This window comes from Micromonospora sp. NPDC047187 (genome assembly GCF_040643355.1).
GTDB classification, from domain to species: domain Bacteria; phylum Actinomycetota; class Actinomycetes; order Mycobacteriales; family Micromonosporaceae; genus Micromonospora; species Micromonospora salmantinae.
On record NZ_JBEYUF010000004.1, the window covers coordinates 115,294 to 135,468 of the forward strand.

Annotated in this window: 20 protein-coding genes and 1 tRNA gene; 8 read left to right on the plus strand and 13 right to left on the minus strand. The window is 70.5% G+C overall.

Annotated features, from left to right (window positions below):
• Position 1: 1 nt before the first annotated feature.
• From ABZ794_RS09755 to ABZ794_RS09775, 5 genes are read right to left on the minus strand one after another with little or no spacing between them, the layout of a single operon-like run.
• Complete coding sequence (locus ABZ794_RS09755; protein WP_238687890.1) at positions 2-1,507, minus strand: penicillin-binding protein 2; 1,506 nt, start codon at positions 1,505-1,507, stop codon at positions 2-4.
• On the minus strand, positions 1,504-2,997 hold the full coding sequence (locus ABZ794_RS09760; RefSeq protein ID WP_210783085.1) for an FtsW/RodA/SpoVE family cell cycle protein: 1,494 nt from the start codon (positions 2,995-2,997) through the stop codon (positions 1,504-1,506). Before ABZ794_RS09760 ends, ABZ794_RS09755 begins: the two co-directional genes overlap by 4 nt.
• A gap of 30 nt (positions 2,998-3,027) precedes the next feature.
• Positions 3,028-4,503: a PP2C family serine/threonine-protein phosphatase gene (locus tag ABZ794_RS09765; protein ID WP_210783087.1), complete on the minus strand. Its 1,476-nt coding sequence runs from the start codon at positions 4,501-4,503 to the stop codon at positions 3,028-3,030.
• On the minus strand, positions 4,500-4,985 hold the full coding sequence (locus ABZ794_RS09770) for an FHA domain-containing protein (protein WP_030487599.1): 486 nt from the start codon (positions 4,983-4,985) through the stop codon (positions 4,500-4,502). The genes ABZ794_RS09765 and ABZ794_RS09770 overlap by 4 nt, the downstream gene beginning before the upstream one ends.
• Positions 4,986-4,991: 6 nt before the next feature.
• Positions 4,992-5,780, minus strand: coding sequence for a DUF3662 and FHA domain-containing protein (locus ABZ794_RS09775; protein WP_007454122.1), 789 nt, complete (start codon positions 5,778-5,780; stop codon positions 4,992-4,994).
• A gap of 206 nt (positions 5,781-5,986) precedes the next feature.
• On the opposite strand from ABZ794_RS09775, the gene ABZ794_RS09780 reads away from it, so the two are divergent.
• The 3 genes from ABZ794_RS09780 to ABZ794_RS09790 all read left to right on the plus strand — a co-directional run bounded on the left by ABZ794_RS09780 (position 5,987) and on the right by ABZ794_RS09790 (position 8,055).
• A tRNA-Leu gene (locus tag ABZ794_RS09780) sits at positions 5,987-6,072 on the plus strand.
• A 64-nt stretch (positions 6,073-6,136) separates the two neighbouring features.
• On the plus strand, positions 6,137-7,252 hold the full coding sequence (locus tag ABZ794_RS09785; RefSeq protein WP_210783089.1) for an NAD-dependent epimerase/dehydratase family protein: 1,116 nt from the start codon (positions 6,137-6,139) through the stop codon (positions 7,250-7,252).
• A complete protein-coding gene (locus ABZ794_RS09790; protein WP_210783091.1) occupies positions 7,249-8,055 on the plus strand; it encodes a WecB/TagA/CpsF family glycosyltransferase in 807 nt (268 codons plus the stop codon). Before ABZ794_RS09785 ends, ABZ794_RS09790 begins: the two co-directional genes overlap by 4 nt.
• A 66-nt stretch (positions 8,056-8,121) precedes the next feature.
• Here ABZ794_RS09790 and ABZ794_RS09795 read toward each other — a convergent pair whose 3' ends face one another.
• Positions 8,122-9,678: a S8 family serine peptidase gene (locus ABZ794_RS09795; protein WP_210783093.1), complete on the minus strand. Its 1,557-nt coding sequence runs from the start codon at positions 9,676-9,678 to the stop codon at positions 8,122-8,124.
• Between the two features lie 216 nt (positions 9,679-9,894).
• On the opposite strand from ABZ794_RS09795, the gene ABZ794_RS09800 reads away from it, so the two are divergent.
• Entirely contained in the window at positions 9,895-10,494 is a 600-nt protein-coding gene (locus ABZ794_RS09800; protein ID WP_210783095.1) for a hypothetical protein, read from the plus strand.
• Here the strand turns inward: ABZ794_RS09800 and ABZ794_RS09805 are convergent.
• The 3 genes from ABZ794_RS09805 to ABZ794_RS09815 form a co-directional block, all read right to left on the minus strand.
• Positions 10,462-10,860, minus strand: a complete 399-nt coding sequence (locus ABZ794_RS09805) for a hypothetical protein (RefSeq protein ID WP_238687893.1) — start codon at positions 10,858-10,860, stop codon at positions 10,462-10,464. The two genes, ABZ794_RS09800 and ABZ794_RS09805, sit on opposite strands and share 33 nt — an antisense overlap.
• A 212-nt stretch (positions 10,861-11,072) precedes the next feature.
• Complete coding sequence (locus ABZ794_RS09810; RefSeq protein WP_091396369.1) at positions 11,073-11,294, minus strand: DUF397 domain-containing protein; 222 nt, start codon at positions 11,292-11,294, stop codon at positions 11,073-11,075.
• Entirely contained in the window at positions 11,264-12,145 is an 882-nt protein-coding gene (locus tag ABZ794_RS09815) for a helix-turn-helix transcriptional regulator (RefSeq protein ID WP_091396372.1), read from the minus strand. Before ABZ794_RS09815 ends, ABZ794_RS09810 begins: the two co-directional genes overlap by 31 nt.
• A gap of 630 nt (positions 12,146-12,775) precedes the next feature.
• On the opposite strand from ABZ794_RS09815, the gene ABZ794_RS09820 reads away from it, so the two are divergent.
• Together ABZ794_RS09820 and ABZ794_RS09825 are read left to right on the plus strand one after the other, a co-directional pair.
• Positions 12,776-13,060, plus strand: coding sequence for a hypothetical protein (locus tag ABZ794_RS09820; protein ID WP_091396374.1), 285 nt, complete (start codon positions 12,776-12,778; stop codon positions 13,058-13,060).
• A 98-nt stretch (positions 13,061-13,158) separates the two neighbouring features.
• The gene (locus ABZ794_RS09825) at positions 13,159-13,620 is read left to right on the plus strand and encodes a hypothetical protein (RefSeq protein ID WP_238687894.1); all 462 of its coding nucleotides are present in this window, start codon (positions 13,159-13,161) and stop codon (positions 13,618-13,620) included.
• A gap of 7 nt (positions 13,621-13,627) precedes the next feature.
• On the opposite strand, the gene ABZ794_RS09830 is transcribed toward ABZ794_RS09825, so the two are convergent.
• Together ABZ794_RS09830 and ABZ794_RS09835 are read right to left on the minus strand one after the other, a co-directional pair.
• Entirely contained in the window at positions 13,628-14,509 is an 882-nt protein-coding gene (locus tag ABZ794_RS09830) for a PASTA domain-containing protein (protein ID WP_210783101.1), read from the minus strand.
• A gap of 161 nt (positions 14,510-14,670) precedes the next feature.
• Positions 14,671-15,351: a PASTA domain-containing protein gene (locus ABZ794_RS09835; protein WP_357515053.1), complete on the minus strand. Its 681-nt coding sequence runs from the start codon at positions 15,349-15,351 to the stop codon at positions 14,671-14,673.
• A gap of 123 nt (positions 15,352-15,474) precedes the next feature.
• On the opposite strand from ABZ794_RS09835, the gene ABZ794_RS09840 reads away from it, so the two are divergent.
• Positions 15,475-16,899, plus strand: a complete 1,425-nt coding sequence (locus tag ABZ794_RS09840; protein ID WP_357515055.1) for a hypothetical protein — start codon at positions 15,475-15,477, stop codon at positions 16,897-16,899.
• A 133-nt stretch (positions 16,900-17,032) separates the two neighbouring features.
• On the opposite strand, the gene ABZ794_RS09845 is transcribed toward ABZ794_RS09840, so the two are convergent.
• Both ABZ794_RS09845 and ABZ794_RS09850 read right to left on the minus strand, forming a co-directional pair.
• A complete protein-coding gene (locus ABZ794_RS09845) occupies positions 17,033-18,511 on the minus strand; it encodes a glutamate--cysteine ligase (protein ID WP_210782184.1) in 1,479 nt (492 codons plus the stop codon).
• A 313-nt stretch (positions 18,512-18,824) separates the two neighbouring features.
• A complete protein-coding gene (locus ABZ794_RS09850; RefSeq protein WP_210782182.1) occupies positions 18,825-19,406 on the minus strand; it encodes a YceI family protein in 582 nt (193 codons plus the stop codon).
• A gap of 99 nt (positions 19,407-19,505) precedes the next feature.
• Between ABZ794_RS09850 and ABZ794_RS09855 the strand changes: the two genes are divergently transcribed.
• Positions 19,506-20,024 carry a MarR family transcriptional regulator gene (locus tag ABZ794_RS09855; protein WP_210782180.1) on the plus strand — a complete coding sequence of 173 codons (519 nt, stop codon included), beginning with the start codon at positions 19,506-19,508 and terminating at the stop codon, positions 20,022-20,024.
• Positions 20,025-20,175 lie beyond the last annotated feature (151 nt).

Below are 20,175 nucleotides of genomic sequence, written 5' to 3' on the forward strand. Positions count from 1 at the left end.
GTCAGCGACCCCCTGGGTCGGCGATGGCGGCCTTCATGATCTGACCGGCGATCCGAGCCGCCTCGGCGCTACCACCGGGGCCGGCCTGCTCCAGCATCACGCAGACCGCGGAGACCGGGTTGCCGTTCTTGTCGAGGGCAAAGCCGATGAACCAGCCGTGGTCGGGCCGATCCGGGGCGGACTGGGCGGTGCCGGTCTTGCCGCCGACCGTGTAGCCGCTGATCGCGGCACTCTTGCCGGTGCCGTTCCGGACCACGCTGACCATCATCTCGCGCAGGTCGGTGGCGACCTGCGGCTCGACGGGCTGACGCAGCTCCCGCGCCTTCGCTGTGTAGTAGCTGGTGGTCCGGTCCGGAGCGAGCAGCTGCCGCACCAGGTACGGCCGCATCTGACTGCCGTTGTTGGCGACCGCGCTGGCGATCATCGCGCCTTCCAGCGGGGTCATCCGGACGTTGTTCTGACCGATCGAGGACTGGGCCAGCGCGGCCGGGTCCGTGCTGCCGTCCGGGTTCTGGATGTCCCCGGTCCGGCTTGCCGCCGTAGGCAGGCCGCCCTCGCCGAGCTGGCCGACGGTCAGGTCCTCCTGCTCGAAGCCGAACTGCCGGGCCTTCTCCTTGACGATGTCGGCGCCGAGTCGCACGCCGAGCTGCGCGAAGCCGGTGTTGCACGACTCGGTTACCGCCTTCAGCAGGGTGACCTGTCGCTCGGGGCAGATCGAGGCGGCGGCGTTACGGATTGGCTCGCCGGAGGTCGGCGGGGTCCAGCTGGGACCGGCCGGGATCTGGGTGGTCTTGGTGACGCCGTTCTCCAGCGCCGCCGCGGCCACCACGATCTTGAAGGTGGAGCCCGGCGGCAGCGTCTCGGCCAGCGCGCGGTTCTTCAGCGGTTCGGCCGGGTCCTTCTCCAGCTTGTTGTACGCCGCGGTCGCCTGGTTGGTGTCGTGGCTGGCCAGCGGGTTCGGGTCGAAGCTCGGCATGGAGACCAGCGCCTGGATGGCACCGGTACGCGGGTCGACGGCGATCGCCGCGCCCCGCTTCGCGCCCACCTCGTTGTTGCCCAGCTGGTCGTACGCCACGTCCTGGGCCCGCTTGGAGAGCGTGAGCAGCACGTTGCCGCCGCCGGTGTCGTCGCCGGTGAACATGTCCTTCAACCGGTCGCCGATCAGCTGGTCGCTGGTGCCGGCCAGGAAGTCGTTCTCCACCTGCTCGATGCCCTGGTCGGCCAGGTTGACCGGCTTGTAGCCGAGCACGTGGGCGTACTTGGGGCCACCCGGGTAGGAGCGCTGGAACTTCAGCTTGCCGGTGGTCTCCTTGCTGGTGGCCAGGGCGGTGCCGCCGGCCTCGATGTTGCCGCGCTTGCGCTTGTAGTCGGCGACCTGGACCCGACCGTTGTAGTCGCTGGTGCGGTATTCGTCGGCCTTCTGGAACTGAATCCAGTTGAGGTTCGCGAAGAGCAGGCCGAACAGGACCATGACGACGACGCCGACACGGCGCAGCGGTGCGTTCACGGCTTGATCACCTCCGTGGGAGCACCGTGCAGCTGCTCGGGTGGGCCACCGCTGGGTCGGACCGCCTTGCCCCCGCTGCCCCCGGTCACCGGTCGGCGGGCGCCGTCGGAGACTCGCAGCAGCACCGCGATGAGCAGCCAGTTGGCCATCAGCGACGACCCGCCGGCGGACAGGAACGGGGTGGTCTGACCGGTCAGCGGGATGAGCTTGCTGATCCCACCGACGATCACGAAGACCTGGAGGCCGAGGGTGAACGCCAGACCGCCGGCGAGCAGCTTGCCGAACGAGTCCCGTACCGCGAGCGCGGCGCGCAACCCGCGCTCCACGATCAGCAGGTAGACGACAAGCAGCGCGGAGAGGCCGAAGAGGCCGATCTCCTCACCGATGCCGGCGAAGATGAAGTCGTTCTGCACCTCGGGCAGGATGTCCGGCTGACCGCCGCCCGGCCCCGCGCCGAAGAGCCCGCCCGTGCCCAGGGCGAGCAGGCCCTGCACGAGTTGGTAGCCCTTGTCGGTCGGGTCGGCGAACGGGTCGAGCCAGATCTCCGCCCGCACGTAGAAGTTGGCGAACGGCCCGCCGACAGTCGAGCCGAGGACATAGGCGAGGTACGCGCCGCCGAAGAACAGGACCAGGCCGATCAGCAGCCAGCTGACCCGTTCGGTGGCGATGTAGAGCGTCACCACGAACATGCCGAAGTAGAGCAGCGAGGTGCCCAGGTCCTTCTCGAAGACCAGCACCAGGACGCTGATCAGCCAGACGCCGACCACCGGCCCGAGGTCGCGGCCACGCGGGAAGTCGATGCCGAGGAAGCGCCGGCTGGCCAGCGACAGCACCTCACGCTTGCGTACCAGGTAGTAGGCGAAGAAGACCAGCAGCGCCAGCTTGGCGAACTCACCCGGCTGGATGGAGAAGCTGCCGACCCGGACCCAGAGCTTCGCGCCGTTGATCTCGGAGATGCTCGACGGCAGCACCGCCGGGATCATCACCAGCACGATGCCGGCCAACCCCAGGGTGTACGCGTACCGCGAGATCGACCGGTGGTCGCGCATGATCACGAGCAGGCCGGCGGCGAGGATCACCGCACCGAGCGTCCAGGCCAGCTGACGCCCGCCCTGCCCCGCGAAGACGGCCAGGCTCTCCCGCTCGGTCACCGGGGCATCGCCCAGGTCGATCCGGCGCAGGAAGCCCACCCCGAGCCCGTTGAGCAGGGCCACCGCCGGCAGCAGCGCCGGATCGGCGAACGGGGCCAGGAACCGGATGACCAGGTGCAGGCCGAGGAAGACCGCGCCGAGCGCGGCGGCCGGCATCCAGAAGTCCGGGGTGACCGTGTCCAGCAGGTTCGCCTCGACGGTCGCCCCGTACGCGGCCACCAGCACCATCGCGAGCAACAGCAGGTACAGCTCGGCGTTGCGGCGCGACCGCGCCAGGCGTACGCCGGATTGCTCGCCCGCGGTGGCGGGCGAGGGTGCCGGTGTGGCCGCTACGGTCACGGGTGGAGTCCTCAGGATCTCAGCCGACGCTCACTCAGGAGACCGGCAGCCGGCCGTGTCGAGCGCCGGCGTGGCCGAGTCGGAGGGCGTGACGTCGGGTGTGGTGGTCGCGCCGGCCCCACCGAGAGCGGTGGTGGCACCGACGGTCGGGCTTGCGCTGACAACCCCGTTGGGGGTCGGCGACGCGTTGGCGCTCGGGCTGCCGTTCGGGGTCGGCGTCGAACCGATCGGGGTGGGCGTCGGCGTCGGCGTGGTGACCCCGGCGGCGGTCGGGTCGAGCGGGCAGAGCGGCTTCAGGTTGGGGTTGCTCGGCGTGTCGCTGGTCAGCTCGGCGAGCTGACGCTCGGCGTCCGGCTCACTCTTGGCCCGGATGCCGACCTTGACGGTGTCCTGTGCGGCGACAGTGAGGTCGTCCAGGCGGGTGCCGCTGCGGCGGTGCACGCTGGACAGGTCCATCCCGGCGATCTGACCCTGGACACCGCGGAAGACGGCAACCTGGCCCTCTTCGGTGGCTCCTACGTAGTACTGCCGTTGGGTGTACGTCCAACCACCGAACGCCGCACCGCCGACGATCACCAGCAGGGCCAGCGCCATGGCGGCGGTCCGGACCGGGCGTCGCTTCGGCCGGTCGGCGTCATCGTCGGAGGCCGCCGGTTCCTCGGGCGCGGCCGGACGCGGCGCGGAGAGCGCCGAGGCTCGGGCGGCCGGAGTCGAGTCGTCGGCGGAGGTCGCCATGCCGCGGTCCCGGGCGGCGGCGCCGCCCACGATCGGGGTCGCCTCGACGATGTCCTGGTCCGTGGCGTCGGCAATGATCACCGTGATGTTGTCCGGCCCACCGCCACGCAGCGCGAGCTGCACCAGCCGCTCGACGCACTGCTGCGGGTCGGTGTACTCCCGCAGGGTCTCGCCGATGGTTTCGGCGCTGACCACACCCGAGAGGCCGTCGCTGCAGATCAGGTACCGGTCGCCGGGCATGACCTGACGGACCGAGTATTCCGGGTCGATGTCCCGACCGTCGAGGGCGCGGGTGAGCAGCGACCGCTGCGGGTGACTGCTCGCCTCCTCGGCGCTGATGCGGCCTTCGTCGACCAGCATCTGAACGTAGGTGTCGTCCTTGGTGATCTGCGCGAACTCGCCCTTGCGCAGCAGGTAGGCCCGCGAGTCGCCAATGTGGACCATCCCCAGCTTGCTGCCGGTGAAGAGGGTCGCCGTCAGCGTGGTACCCATCCCCTCCAGTTGCGGGTTGGCGTCCACCGTGTCGCGGAGTTGTTGGTTGGCGGTGCCCACGGCCGAACGCAACGCATCGACGAGAGCGTCCCCCGGGACGTCCTCGTCGAGCGGCGCCATGGCACCGATGACGATGTTGCTGGCGACGTCACCGGCGGCCATACCGCCCATGCCGTCGGCAACGGCGAGTAACCGCGGCCCGGCGTAGACGGAGTCTTGATTGCCGTCTCGGATCAGACCGCGGTCGCTGTGGGCCGCATAGCGCAGGGTCAGAGTCATGGCCGTAATTCGAGGGAAGTGCGGCCGATCCGGATCGGCACGCCGAGGGGGACGGGGGTTGGTCCGGAGACCTTAGCGCGATCGAGGTACGTGCCGTTAGTCGAGCCGAGGTCCTCGACGTACCACTGCCCCTCACGCGGCACGAGCCGGGCGTGTCGCGCGGAGGCGTAGTCGTCGGTGATGACCAGGGTGGAGTCCTCAGCTCGACCAATGGTGATCTGCGCTTCACCGAGAGTGATTTTGGTGCCGGCCAGCTGACCGGCCGTCACCACCAGTTGGTGCGCCGCTCTGCCCCGTTTCACCTTCGCCGGCTTGGCCGCCTGCCCCGTCGAGGCGCCCACCGCGCGTGGTGCGGCCACCAGACGACCGGACCGGGCGCCCGCGAAGAGGTCCCGGCGGATCACGCCGACCACAGTGAACACGAAGATCCACAGCAGGATCAGGAACCCGAACCGGGCAACGGTGATGACCAGTTCCGGCAAGGCGGGTCAGCCGTCCACGCGGAAGGTCAGCGTCGTCGTCCCGAGCTGGACCATGTCACCGGGGTTGAGCGCGACGGCGGAGACCCGCTGCCCGTTCACCATGGTGCCGTTGGTCGAACCCAGGTCGGTCAACACGACCTGGCCGCCGTCGAAATCCAGCCGGGCGTGTCGCCGGGAGATGCCGACGTCGGGCAGACGCAGGTTGGCCTGGTCGCCGCGACCGATCACCGTCGACCCCATCTGGAGGGGATAGGTGCGACCGTCGCCGGAGACCAGCCGCACGTTGCGACCGCCACCGTGCCCGGGCGGCGGGCCGTAGCCACCGCCCTGGTCGTACGCGGGGTAGGCGGGCGGGCCGGCGTCGTAGCCGGGCGCCGACACCGGGGCGACCTCGCCGCCGGTGTAGACCTCGGCCGTGACACGGAACATGCCCGTGTCCAGACCCTCGCCTCGCTCGATCTCGACGATCACGTCGCCGTAGACCGTCCACGCCTGCTCGCCGATGAACTCCGCCTGCGACTGGGCCAACTCCTGGGCCAGCGCGGCGGCGTACGGCGCCAGCCGACTGTGGTCGAACGGCGAGAGATCGATCACGTAGCGGTTGGGCACCAACGTGCGCCCACCGGCCAGGATCGCCTTGTGCGCCTCGGCCTCCCGCTGCATGGCGTTGAGGATCTCCACGGGGTGGACCACCCCTTTGAAGACCTTGGCGAAGGCCCCTTCGACCAGGCCTTCCAGACGCTTCTCGAAGCGTTGCAGCACGCTCACCGGCTCCTCCTCGGGTCCCGAGGACATGATGGTATCCGGCCGGCGCGCGCGCAGCTCACACGCCGCTCGGCCGGCTGCTCTCGACCCGTTCGGAAGGGCCGCGACTGTCGTGCTAATCTTTCGTCCGCCACGAACGGTAATCGCTCGTGGCGAGCGTCAGGGACAGCGTAGTATTCCCGAGGCCCGTTGGAGACAGCGGGGCCGGGCGGCTAGAGTGTTCCGGGTTGTGCCACGGGGATGTGGCGGAATGGCAGACGCGCACGGTTCAGGTCCGTGTGCCCGAAAGGGCGTGGGGGTTCAACTCCCCCCATCCCCACCACCGACGAGGGCTCCGCTTCATGCGGGGCCCTTCCGTCATATCGGGGCGTGCTGGACGTCACGCTATGCTCCGATGGATTCTGCCTCCGATGGACCAGGAGTGGCGTGTGAGTGTCGCGTTGGTGACAGGGTCGGGTGGTCTGATCGGCTCCGAGGCGGTCCGGCATTTCGCCGGCCTCGGTCTGGATGTCGTCGGCATCGACAACGACATGCGCCGGTACTTCTTCGGCGAGGACGGCTCCACCTCGTGGAGCCTGGAACGGCTCGGCCGTGACCTGGGTAGCGCGTACACCCACTTCGCGGTGGACATCCGGGACCGGGACGGCCTGGAGCAGGTGTTCAAGAAGTACGGCTCGGACATCGCCGTGGTGATTCACAGCGCCGCCCAGCCGAGCCATGACTGGGCAGCCAAGGAGCCGTACACGGACTTCGACGTGAACGCCGGCGGCACGCTCAACATCCTGGAGAACACCCGCCGGCACGCGATCGAATCGCCGTTCATCCACTGCTCGACGAACAAGGTGTACGGCGACCGGCCCAACAGCCTGCCGCTCATCGAGCTGGAGACCCGGTACGAGCTGCCCGAGGACCACCGCTGGTACCAGGGCATCACCGAAGAGATGTCGATCGACCACTCGCTGCACTCGGTCTTCGGCGCCTCCAAGGTCGCCGCGGACGTGATGGTCCAGGAGTACGGGCGCTACTTCGACATGAAGACCGCCTGCTTCCGGGGCGGCACGCTGACCGGCCCGGCGCACTCAGCGGCCGAGCTGCACGGGTTCCTGGCCTATCTGATGCGCTGCGTCATGGAGGGCCGGACGTACAACCTCTTCGGCTACAAGGGCAAGATGGTGCGGGATGCGATCCACTCGCACGACGTGCTGACCGCGTTCGAGGCGTTCTTCCGGGCCCCGCGATCCGCGGAGGTCTACAACCTCGGTGGCGGCCGGCACTCCAACACCTCGCACATCGAGGCGTTCCGGATCGCGGAGGAGATCACCGGCCGCGAGGCGCGGATCAACTACGTCGAGCAGAACCGCACCGGCGACCACCAGTGGTACGTCAGCAGCATGGCCCGGTTCGAGGCGCAGTATCCGGACTGGAAGATCACTTACGACGTGCCGATGATCCTGCGGGAAATCTACGAGGCCAACGTGGACAAGTGGGTGGCCCAGCCATGACCGCCCGGACGAAGCGCAACGTGCTCGGCGTCCTGGTCGACGCCACCGACTACGCCACGGCGACCGACGCGGTGGTGACCGCGGCACACGAGCGGCGTTCCCTCGCGCTGACCGCGTTGGCCGTGCACGGTGTGATGACCGGGGTGCTCGACCCGGCGCACAACGCGCGGCTCAACTCCTTCGACGTGGTCACGCCGGACGGGCAGCCGGTGCGGTGGGCACTCAACCTGCTGCACCACGCCGGGCTCAGCGACCGGGTGTACGGGCCGACCCTGACCCTGCACGTGCTGTCGCGCTTCGCTGACGAGGGGCTACCGGTCTACCTGTACGGCTCGACCGAGGAGACTCTCGCCCGGTTGATCCCGGCTCTGGAGCGGATGTTCCCAGCTCTGAAGATCGCCGGGGTGGAGCCGTCCAAGTTCCGTGCCGTCCAGCCCGGTGAGGACGCCGAGATCGCCGACCGGATCCGGTCCAGTGGCGCCCGGTTGGTGCTGGTCGGGCTCGGCTGCCCGCGCCAGGAGGTCTTCGCGTACGCCATGCGGCCGCTGCTCGACATGCCGCTGATGGCGGTCGGCGCGGCCTTCGACTACCACGCCGGGCTGCTGCGCCAGCCCCCGCCGTGGATGCAGCGCGTCGGTCTTGAGTGGTTCTGGCGCCTCGGTCTGGAGCCGAAGCGGCTCTGGCGCCGCTACGTCATCCTCAACCCGGTCTACCTGAGCCGGCTCGCCGCGCAGAAGATCGGCCTGTGGAAGGCCCGCCCGCCGGCCCCGGCCACCGAGCGGCCGGCCACCTTCTCGGTCTGAGCCCGATCCGTACGACGCGAGGCCCCACCCGGCGTGCCGGGTGGGGCCTCGGTCGTCACAGACCCGTCAGACGGTCAGGGTCCAGGTGTTGATGTAGCCGGTGTCGACCGAGTAGGTGTCCCGCACCTGGAGTCGCCAGATGCCGTCGGCGGCCTCACCGGACACGTTGACCGAGTACGTGGCGTTCACGTTGTCGGCGCTGTCCGAGGTGCTGCTGTTCTTCAGCCGGTACGAGCTGCCGTCCGGGGCGAGCAGGTCGATGACCAGGTCACCGCGGTAGGTGTGCACGATGTTCACCGCGACGGTGGAGGTCGAGGAGGCGTTGCGACCGCAGCCGGAGATGGTGATCGAGCTGGTCACCGCCGAGCCGGCGTCCGGGATCGACACGTCGGTGCCGTTGGTGCCGGTGCAGCCGGTGGGCGGCGGCGGGGTGCTGCCGGTGCCGACGTAGAGCAGCAGGTTCGGTGAGCCTGAGCCGGGGTTGCTCACCACGTTGGGGGTGGCGTTGGCCACCAGTTGGTTGCGGACCTGAGCCGGGGTCCAGCTCGGGTTGGCGCTGGCCACCAGGGCCGCCGCTCCGACCACGTGCGGGGTGGCCATCGAGGTGCCGCTGATCGTGTTGGTGGCGGTGTTGCTGTTGTACCAGGCCGAGGTGATCGACGAGCCGGGCGCGAAGATGTCCAGGCAGGTGCCGACGTTGGAGAACGACGACCGGGCGTCCGAGCTGGTCGTCGAGCCCACCGTGATGGCCTCCGTGGTACGCGCCGGCGAGGTGTTGCAGGCGTTGGCGCCGTTGTCGTTGCCGGCCGCCAGGCCGTACGTGACACCCGAGGCGATCGAGTTGCGGACGGCGTTGTCCAGTGAGCTGTTCGCGCCGCCGCCGAGGCTCATGTTCGCCACCGCCGGCTTGATCGCGTTCGCGGTGACCCAGTCGACGCCGCCGATCACACCGGCGTTGGTGCCACTGCCGGAGCAGTTCAGCACCCGTACGCCGACGAGCTGGACGGCCTTGGCCACCCCGTACGCGGACCCGCCGACGGTGCCGGCCACGTGCGTGCCGTGCCCGTTGCAGTCGTCGGCCGACCCGCCGTCCACCGCGTCGTAGCCGGAGGTGGCCCGGCCGCCGAAGTCGTTGTGGGAGAACCGGATGCCGGTGTCGATGATGTAGGCGTGCACGTTGCTCGCCGTGTTCGGGTAGGTGTAGGAGTTGTCCAACGGCCGGTTGCGCTGGTCGATCCGGTCGAGGCCCCAGGAGGGCGGGTTGGCCTGCGTGCCGGAGATCGAGACGGTGTGGTTCTGCTCGACGTACGCCACCGCCGGGTCGGCGGCGATCCGCGCCGCCGCGCTCGCGTTCACATTGGCCTCGAAGCCGCGCAGCGCCGCGCCGTAGGTGCGGGCCACAGTGCCGCCGTGGCGGCCGGAGAGCCGCTTCGCGGTGTCGCCGACCCGGTCCCGGGCAACGGCGCTGTCCTTGAGTACGACGATGTAGCTGTCCGGCACGGCGGTGGCTCCGCCGGCGGCCCGAACCACACCCACGGGTTCGGCGGCCAGGGCTGGGGTGCCGACGGCCAGCACGGTCGCCGCGGCCACCCCGATCAGTACGGACCTTCGTGGAAGACCCATCTCCTACCTCCCTCTGACCGGCAGTGGAACGTGACCACCGGTCCCAACATCAATCGACACTCGCCGATCTAGCTGAGGGTAAGTCAGCCGTCGGTCAGTTGAACATGTCGAAACGGCCATACCTTCGAGTGATGACCCCCTACGGGCCCGGCGTCCGGGGCGAACGGGGGACGCGCCCGGATTCGCCTCGCCAGGATTCGGGAAAGACTCTCGAGCATGGAGAGTCAGCTCACCATCCTGCTCCCGGTCGCCGCCGTCTGGCTGGCCGCCGGCGTCGTTGCCGACGGCCTTCCCCGGCTGCGCAACACCCGCATGCTGCGTCGGCGTACCGGATGGTTGCTGGTGCTGGCCCTCACCGGCGTGGCGCTCACCGCGACCGTGCTCGGCGGCGGGCTGCTCAGCGCCGGCACCGCGCCGGTCGACCGGGCCGCCGCCGGGCTCACCCTGGCCGCCGGCCCGGCGCTCGTGGCGACGGTCTGCTCGGTACGACGGATCCGCCGGCTGTGGGCCGGTGCGGGCGCGTTCGCCAGCGCCCCCGCCACCCCCGCGCCGCACGGGCTGCGCGCCGCCGCGGCCCACCCGCTCGTCGGGCTGCCACTACAGGTCACCGCCCTGGCCACGGTGCCGGCGTTGATCGCCGCCACCGGCTCCGACCTCGGAGCCGACCCCGGCGTCACCGGGCCTGCGATCACAGTGGGCGCGCTCGCGGTGATCGCCATCGGGGTCCGGCACGCGCTACGCCACAACCGCTTCGCGGAGCGGGCCCAGCCCGCCGTCGCAGGGTCAACGCGGGCGGCTGGCGCTCTGCACGTATAGCAGTTCCAGGATCGACCTGGTGGCCTCGAACCAGCGGTCCAGCCAATCCTGCGAGGGCACGGTGCCCTTCGGCGGCAACTCCATCAGCAGACCACGCAGCAACGGATGGTCCGCCAGGGACTCGGGCGGCTGCATCGGCCAGCCCGCCGGCGGGAACGACGGCTCGATCAGCGGGTTCGGGTCCAGCGAGGGCAGCGAGAGCGGAGGATCCGTCGTCTCGGAGGCACCCTCCCGCCCGCTCAGCTCCTGGTCGGTCGAGACCACCTCGGTCAGAACCGTGTCCCGACGGGCGCCGCGGTACTTGCCACCGAACCGCTCCGGCTTCGCCGGACCGGTGGTGAGGTTTTCTGAACCGATCGTCGTCATCCGTCTCGCCTACTCGCTCGGTTGCGGGTCGGTGCGGCGGGTCGTCGACCAGCGCCGTACCGACCGGTTCAACGAGACGGGGACGCTCTGGCGACGGGAATCCCGACGGAACCTCGTCGACCCCGCCGCGACGCGACAGTCAGCCGCGCCCACCGCGGACACGGCAGAGTCCCCGTCCGGCGAACCGGACGGGGACTCCATTGACCAGTCGGTCAGACCGCGCCGAACACACCACCCCGGGTGCCGGCAACGAAGGAGTGCCAGTCACCCGGTGCGAAGACCAGGGCGGGGCCCGCCTTGTCCTTCGAGTCCCGCACTCCGACCGCCCCCGTCACGTACGCCACCTCCACGCAGTTGTCACAGTTCGGCCCGCTCTTCGAGCTCTTGAACCATGCTGCCTGCGTCAGGTCCACGGGGAACCCTTTGGTCGCCATTTCCACAACGGCTCCTCTGCCAGTTTTGCGATGTGTGCGACGGACTCCTCCGGACGTATGGCCGCAGCGCGGATGTGATCGAAGATGAAGCTGTACTTCTGTAGTTCGTCGCTCTTCTCGAGGAAAAGCCCACCCGTGGCGTTCTCCGCGTACACAACATCCGGATCACCGGGCTCAGGGAAGCTGAGGATCGTGAACGTGCCGTCCATGCCGGCATGCGCACCCACCTCGAAGGGCAGGATCTGCAGCGTCACGTTCGGCAACTCGGCCACCTCGACCAACCGCTTGAGTTGACCGCGCATCACCTCGTCCCCGCCCACCGGCCGACTTACCACCGCCTCATCGAGCACCACCCACAGATCGACCGGATCGTCCTGGGTCAATAACGACTGACGACCCAAACGGACACGCACTCTTTGATGCACCTGATCGGCGGTGAAGTCCGGCCGAGCGGCACGGATCATGGCCCCGGCGTACTCCTCGGTCTCCAGAAGACCCGGAACGACCTGCTGTTCGTACGCCCGGATCGAACTGGCCGCCGCCTCCAGCCCGACGTACGCGCCGACGAGCACCGTGCTGTAAGGGTGCCACCAGCCCTTTTGGCGGGCTTCCCGGGCGATCTGCACGAGCTCGTCGCTCTCGGCGCCGACGACGCCGTAGATCCGCAGCATGTCCCGCACGTCGCGTGGGGTGGCCGTGGTGTGCCCGGTCTCGATCCGGGAGACCTTCGACGCCGAGCACTCCAACTGTTCGGCGACCACCTCGATGGTGATCCCGGCGGACTCCCGCTGGCGGCGCAGCTCGGCCCCGAGCCGCCGCCGTCTGATGGTAGGACTGCGCCGCTCACTCATCGTGCAACCCGTGACCGTGAGTCACTGGTCCCCGCCGCTGGCTGCTCGACCCCACTCGGGCTACCTCCGGTAACGCGCCACTGGTGACACCCGCCGGGGGCGCGACCGTCGACCGGCGAGCGTTCGCGACGAAGGGGTGGTGCCGGTCCTCGGCCGGCCGCGACGGGCGAAACCGGCCCCCAGTCTGCCGCCCGGACGCGGATGGCTTCAATAGGCCTTTCGCGCGACACGCTCACGTATCGGCAAAAGTCGACGTGCAACTTGCATGAAGCACGTCCCTGATGCACTCTGTCCGTATGGCACGGATCACTCAGCGTCTCCGTTCGGTCCCTCGGAGTGGTGACCCCACCGCTTCGGGGAAGCCGGGCACGGCGCGGGCCCGGCCGACGACAACGCGACCTGCTCCGGGGTAAGGACCCCGCCGCTGCAAGCCGGCAAGCTGCGGCGGCGGGCGCGGTTCCCGGAAGCAACCGGGTGGTGGTCGGGTGGCGGCACGTCACCAGCGGGGTACGGCCCGACCACCGCCATCCGCACCACCGGTTCACGAGGCACGACCCCGTCACCGGCCGAGACGTCCCCCGTTCAGGCACCGCCGGCGCAACCGCCGGCCGATCCTCCCCAGGAGCCCATGTGCTTCCCCGCACCGGTGACGTACTGCACGTGACACGCGCGGCGAGTGTCCAGTTCCTCAGGCCGATCAAGTTCCGGGTGATCCGGGTGCTCGACTGGCCGACCTATGACGGCTGGCTCTGGCTCGACGGCTACGAGTTGAACGCCGCGGGCGACGCGGTCACCCGACGGTCGATCTTCGTCCAGCGGGAAGGGCTGCAGCAACTGCAGGCCGCCCCCGAACCCCGTCCGCACACAGTGCGGGCCCGCCGCCCGGTCGCGCGTACCCCGCTCCGGGTGGGCTGACCGACCCGAACCGCCGCCGGTGGGCGTGCCGCCGCCATAGAATCGGTACGCCCACCCCGGCACCGTTCCACCCGCTCGTCCAGGACCCTGACCCTGGGATGGTCATGGTCAATCAGCCCGCCCTGCGGCGGCACCACCGCTCCCGTATCGCCTGTGCCTTCGGACTCCTCGCCCTCCTCGGGGCGATGGCGACACTCCTGGTCCTCGTCCGCGACCCGGCGATGTCGTCCACCCGGCTGACCGCACCGGTGCCCGCACCGGAGATCACCGTGCTCGACTCCGACCCACCGACCGGCGACGGCCAGTCGGTCTACGAGGAACCTGGCTGGATCGACACCGGCACCCCGGCCGACCGCGCTGGTGGTGCCGACCCGACCGGGCCGGTGTCCGGCCTTGGTGCCGGCGGCCAGTCCGACGGCCCCCAGGAACTCACCGAAGCCGCTCCGGCCGGACACAGCGCCACGGACATCCGCCGCTCCCTCTTCTGGTCCGGCATCTTCGGCCTCGCCATCTCCCTGGCCGGCATCGGTCTCGTCGGCACCCGCCGCCGGATGTGGTGACCAGCGGTCACGGCGTGTTCGTCACAGTAGTGCTCGGCGTGGTCGGGCTCGCCCCGGTCGGCGGCTCGGCCTGCGAGATGATCAACAACACCTCGTCGTCGGTCGACACCGACGTGCCCGCCTCCGGCTCGGTGCCCACCACCGTCCCGGGTGGCAGTTCCGACGGGCGGTACACCACCCGGTAGGCCAGGCCGAGCCGAGCCAACAGCCCCTCGGCGGTGGCCTGCGGCAGGCCGGCGAGCGGTGGCACCGGCAGCTCGTCCGGCGCGTCAGTGGTCGGCGAACTGCTCGGCGACTCACTGGTGGGCGCCGCCGACGTGGGGGCTGCACTGGTCGGCGGAGTGCTGGGGGCACTGGTCGGTGGCGGGGACGGCGTGGGCCCCGGATCGTCGCGGTCATCCTCCTGCTGGCCACGCACCAACCAGAGCGCGCCCCCGAGCAGGGCCGCGAGCAACAGCGCCAGTACGCCCCAGAGGATCGGCAACCACCACCGCCGACCGCCCTGCTCCTCGACGTACCACTCACCGCCGGGGTCATCCGGTCGGGGCGAGCGCACCTCGGCCCGACCGGACCAGGCTGGCGGTATCGGCGCCGTCCGGTCGGCCGGCGGACCCGGCCCGGTGCCGGCGGACCTGTCGATCGGCATGGTCTGGTCGGGCGACAGGTCGGGACGAGCCGGGACAGTCCGGTCGATCGGTGCCGTCTCGTCCGGGTCGGCGGCGGCTGGCGTCGGCTGCGTCGGCTCAGGGCCGTCGACGGCGGGGCCGGGCGGGGCCGGACGGTCGGCGGCGGGCCCGGTCGGGGCCGGCCGGTCAGCGGCGGAGGGCAGGGGCCGGGTCCGGTCGTCGTCGTGCTCGCCGGCGGGCGGCTCCTGGCGGTCGTCGCTCATCGCACGTCCTTTCCCGAACCCGGACGGGCGTCATGGCCCTCGACCGCCAACCTAGTCGCCCACACCGCCATGGGTGGGGATCAGCGTGCCGAGCCGCGCCGGCTGTCGGCGGGACAGAACGGCGGGTACGGGCCGGGAGGCTCGAACCCGCCGGCCCGGAATCAGGGCGTGGGTTTCGTGGTCGGCTGGCCGTCGGAGCCACACCAGATGCTGACCTGGTCGTTCCACCGGGCCGGGCCGTCTTCGGCGGGCTCCTGCCGGCTGACCGTCCCAGTACGTCCGCTGAGGTAGCGCGGGTAGAGGCCCTCGTCGACCAACTCGTCGGCGGCGTCGGCGCAACTCTTGCCGACCACGTCCGGCACCTCGGCGGCCGGCGCCGGCCCGGCGACCTGTAGCTGCACCGTCGTCCCCCGGGCGACCTCGGTGCCCACGTCCGGTGTGGTGCTCTCGACCGTACGGCCGACCCCGCCACCGAAGACCAGCCGCCAACCCAGCCGTTGCTTGCGCAGCGTGTCCCGGGCCTGCTCGAAGTCGGTGCCGATCACCGGCGGCACGGTCAGGCCGGCCCCCTTGGTCGAGGTGGCGGAGGTCTGGACCGCCGACGGTGTGGGCCGGCCGCTGCTCGGTCGGGGTGCGGTGGCCCGGGTGGTCGACGCGCCAGCCGTGGTCGCAACGGCCAGCGGGTCACCAGAGGGTGCGTCGTCCTCGCCGGCCAGCAACCAGCCGCCGGTCGCGCCCACGGCGGCGAGCAGGACCGCCGCCAACCCACCACCGAGCACGACGCTGGCCCGGCCCGCACCGCCACCGGCGGCATTCTGCTGGCCCGTGTTCGTGTCCGTCATTACGCCCACCGCCTCATCACCGGCGACCGTACCGCCCGCCGCCCAATCCGCCCGCACCGGCGGTCCACACCGGCGGGTCTTTGCGACTCGCCGCGCCGACGACGGGACGTTACGCTGCCCGGCATGGCCAGACAGGGCTGGGGAGTGTCGATCGCGACGGCAATCGGGGTCGCTGCCGGCGCAGGTGCCGCACAACTGGGCTTCGGCTACGGGCTCGGCGTCATCACCTGGACGCCCACCGATGCCGGTGCGACCGATACAGCCTGGGCGGACGGCCTCGCCTGGGCCACCTGGCTCGCCGCCAGCTCGACGGTCCTCGGCGCGGTCTGCGCGCAGCGGCTGCACCAACGGAGCGCCCCGGCGAAGACCGTGACCTCTCCGGAAACGTCGCCCGACGGTGTTGCCGGTCACGAGGGCCAGCAGCTCGACGACCGTAGGCCGGAGCACGAGAGCCAGGTCGACGGGCCTTCACCGGCCGTCGACACCGGCCGGCCTGAGGTGGCGGGCACGCCACCACCGGTCGCCGAGCCGCCGGTCCACGACCGAGGTGGCCTGCTGCGCCGGGTGGCCCTGGCGCTTGGCGCCGGGCTGGGCGGGCTGGTCACGGTGCTGCTGATCGCGGTACCCGCGCGGGTCGCGACCGGCGCGGACACCGGCGCTCCGCAACGGACGGCCGCCGTACAGGCGACGCTGGGCATCCTGATCGGCGTCCTCGTCGCGATCTGGGCGCTTCGCTCCCGAGCCGCCGCGGTCAACGTGACAGCGACGGCCGCCTGGCTCTGGCTGCTCGCGGTGATCTCCGTGATCGACGGGGTACGCGTCGGACGAGGGCTGACCGGCGCGCAACTCGGCACCTGGCAGTTCGACCCGGACCACGCCCGGTACTGGATCGGGGGCCAGCTCTACTCGCCCGGTGCGCTGCTGGCACTGGTGCCCGCGCTGCTGATCGGCGTACTGGCCGCCCGGCGGTCCGCCCGTTCGGGCGGGCACCGCGTGGGTGCGGCGGCCTCCGGCGCGGCGGGCCCGGTGCTCGTCGCGCTCGCCTACCTGACCACCCTGCCGCACTGGTCGACGCTGGGCCCCGCACAGCTGTCCACCCAGCTGATCGCCCCGTACGCGGTGATCGCCGGTATCGGCGGCTCGGTGCTGGCCGCCCGCCTCGGCGAGCGAGGCGAACGGCACCGCCCGGCCCAACAGAGCCGCTCGGCCGAGCCGGGTGCGGTCGCTCGGGACACGGTGGCCGACCCGGCCCCGGTCGCCGAGACCGAGCCCGCGCCGGCAGTTCCCGGCCCGACGGCCGCAACCTCAGCCTCGACGGCCGGAACCGCAGCGCGGCGCAGGAGGGCCGACGCCCCAGCGCAGACGCCCCGGACGGGCTCGCTGCCGGGCGACGTCACCACCGCGCCGCAGGTTCCCGCCCCGCGTACGGACCCGGACCTCGCCGATCCGGCCGGTCGTCCCACCGAAGCAACAGCGGCAGAGGACCTCACCGCCACCAGCCGGCGCACCCGAGCAGCCCGCCGCCCCACCCGCCCCACCACCGACTAACCCCCACCCCCAACCCACCCTGGCCCCCCGAACCAACCTGTTGATCATGAAGTTATTGCCACCTCGCTCGGCGTGTCATGGCAATAACTTCATGATCAACGCGTTCGGGGTGGGGGTTTGGGGGTGGGTGGGGTCAGGTGGTTGGCCAGGTGTGGACGGGTTGGTTGGTGCGCTGGAGTTCGGCGTAGCGCTGGACCATGTGGTGTAGCGCGGCCGTCCGGTCCATGCCCTGGTGCCGCTCCGCCGCCCAGACCGCCTCGGTCTGCCAGACGGCGCCATTGCGGCCGGTACGGCAGCGCTGCTCGATGATGCCGAGCAGCCGGTCCCGCTGCGCCGGGGCGACACCGAACCCGTCCAGGCCGGTGGCGGCGGTGGGCAGCAGCTGGTCCAGGACCAGCTTGGTGACCGGCACGTCGCCGAGCCCGGGCCAGTGCAGCACGGCGTCGAGGCCACGTCGGGCGGCGGCGTGGAAGTTCTCCTCGGCGGAACTGAAGGTGAGTTGACTCCAGATCGGTCGGTCGGCCTCGGCCAGACCGCGTACCAGCCCGAAGTAGAAGGCCGCGTTGGCCAGCATGTCCACCACGGTCGGACCGGCCGGCAGCACCCGGTTCTCCACCCGCAGGTGGGGACGGTCGTTCATGATGTCGTAGACCGGACGGTTCCAGCGGTAGACGGTGCCGTTGTGCAACCGCAGCTCCCCGAGCTGTGGCACACCACCGGCGTGCAGGACCTCCACCGGGTCCTCGTCCTCGCAGATCGGCAGCAGCGGCGGGAAGTACCGGACGTTCTCCTCGAACAGGTCGAAGATCGAGGTGATCCACCGTTCGCCGAACCACACCCGCGGCCGTACGCCCTGCGCCTTCAGCTCGTCCGGGCGGGTGTCGGTGGCCTGCTGGAACAACGCGATCCGCGTTTCGGCCCACAGTTGGCGGCCGTACAGGAAGGGGCTGTTCGCCCCGACCGCCACCTGCACGCCGGCGATGGCCTGGGACGCGTTCCAGTAGTCGGCGAAGCTGTCCGGGGCGACCTGGAGGTGGAACTGGAGGCTCGTACAGGCGGCCTCGGGGGCGATCGAGTCGGTGTGCGTGCGCAACTGCTCGACGCCGCGAATGTCCAGCTCGATGTCCTCGCCCCGGGCGCCGACGATCTGGTCGTTGAGCACCCGGTAACGCTCGTTGGTGGAGAGGTTGTCCTCGACCAGGTGCCCCTCGGTGAGGGTGGGCAGGATGCCGACCAGGACGATCTTCGCGTCGGACCTGGCGGCGCGCTCGTCGGCCCGGGAGAGGCTGCCGCGCAGGTCGTGCTCGTAGTCGGCGAAGCCGGTGCCCTCGATCAGTCGGGGCTCGGCGTTGAGCTCCAGGTTGAACTGACCCAACTCGGTCTGGAAGAGGGGGTCCGCGATGTCGGCGAGGATCTCCTCGTTGCGCATCGCCGGCTCGGCGGCCGAGTCGACCAGGTTGAGTTCGATCTCCAGGCCGGTCATCGGCCGGTCGGCGTCGAAGCCGAAGTCGTCAAGCATCAGGGCGAAGACGTCCAGGCACCGCCGCACCTTCTGCCGATATCGGACGCGATCATCCCGGGTGAAGGCGCCCTCTGAGACGTCCCTGCCCATGTGTCCTCCCGACGGCCGGCGCGGTCGGGATCATGCCGTCCCGGAAGCGCTTTGTGAAGCATCCACGGTAAGAGCGCCCACCTGACCGGGGCCAGAGGCCGACGGCAGTGATGCGACGTCGACCGGGAGGACGCGCTCGTGGCGCCATCTGTACCCCGTCGTCGACCGACTGGACCCGATTGCGGTGCGAACAACCCGTGACAATTACCACCAGCGGGAACGACGCAGGGCCCGCGCCGACGTGCGGCGCGGGCCCTGCGTACCGGATCGCCGGGAGGATTCCCCCACCTGACCCTCCGGCGATCCCTGGGGATCAGGCCTGACGGACGGCCTCGCCCTCGATCTCGATCTTGATCTTGCGGCTGACCAGCACGCCCCCGGTCTCCAGGGCGACGTTCCAGGTCAGGCCGAACTCCTCGCGGTCGATCTCGGTGCTCGCGGAGAAGCCGAAGATGTCCTGGCCGAACGGGCTGCGGCCGACACCCTCGAACTCCACCTCCAGCTCGACCGGGCGGGTGACGTCCTTGATGGTCAGCTCACCGGTGAGCACGAACTCGCTGCCGCGACGGGACTTGACCCCGGTGCTGCGAAACTCGAGCGTCGGGAACTTCTCGGCGTCCAGGAACTCGGGGCTGCGCAGGTGAGCGTCCCGGTCGGCCTGGGTGGTGTCGACGCTGGCGGCCTGAATGGTGGCGACGACCGACGACTGCAGCGGGTCCTCGGCGACGGTGATGGTGGCGGTGGCCTCGTTGAACTCACCGCGAACCTTGCTCACCATCATGTGCCGGGCAACGAAGCCGACCCGCTTGTGCGCCACGTCGAGCGCGTAGGTGCCGGCCGCCGGGATGGTGAGGCTGTCCCAGTCGCGGGTAACCGCATCGATGCTGCTGGTCATGGTGCTGTCCTCCAGGAGATTGTTTAGTAGCCCAACGACTGCTTGAGCAACTATAACTGTTGCAACATTCCCCGTGTCAAGCACTGGTATGATGAACGGGTGACCAACGTCTTCGACGATCCCCGGATCACCGCCGTCGGCCTGCTCTTCGAGGCACACGCCGGGCTGTCAGCCCGGTTCAACGCCCAACTCGAGGAACACGGCCTCTCCGCGGTCGAGTTCGAGGTCATCACCCGACTGGCCCGCTCGCCGGGCAACCAACTACGCATGACCGACCTCGCCGCACAGACCTCCCTGTCGACCAGCGGAGTGACCCGGGTGGTCGACCGGATGGAGCGCGACGGGTTGCTCACCCGCCGGGCCTGCCCGAACGACCGACGCAGCTCGTACGCGGTGGTCACCGCCGCCGGGATGCAACGTCTGAACGAGACGCTGCCCGGGCATCTGCAGATGATCGAGCAGTGGTTCACCGGGCAGCTCGACCCCGATGCGCTGGCGGCCCTCCTCGACGGGTTGCGGCGGGTCCGCGACGCCGCGCATCCGTGCGCCACCGCAGGCAGTGACGATGTCAGCCCGGAGCAGGTCGCCGCCACCGACAACGCCACCCGACGGCACTGATCAGCACCCGCCGTCGGGCGGCGGCAGCGGCAGAAAGACCGGCAGAACTGACCCAGCCAAGCTGGAGGATTCGGTCCAAGCCGACTTTCTGCCACCGCATCGGTGGCAGGCTTCCTGCACCGGGGATCACCGGGGGGTGACGGCGCGGGCG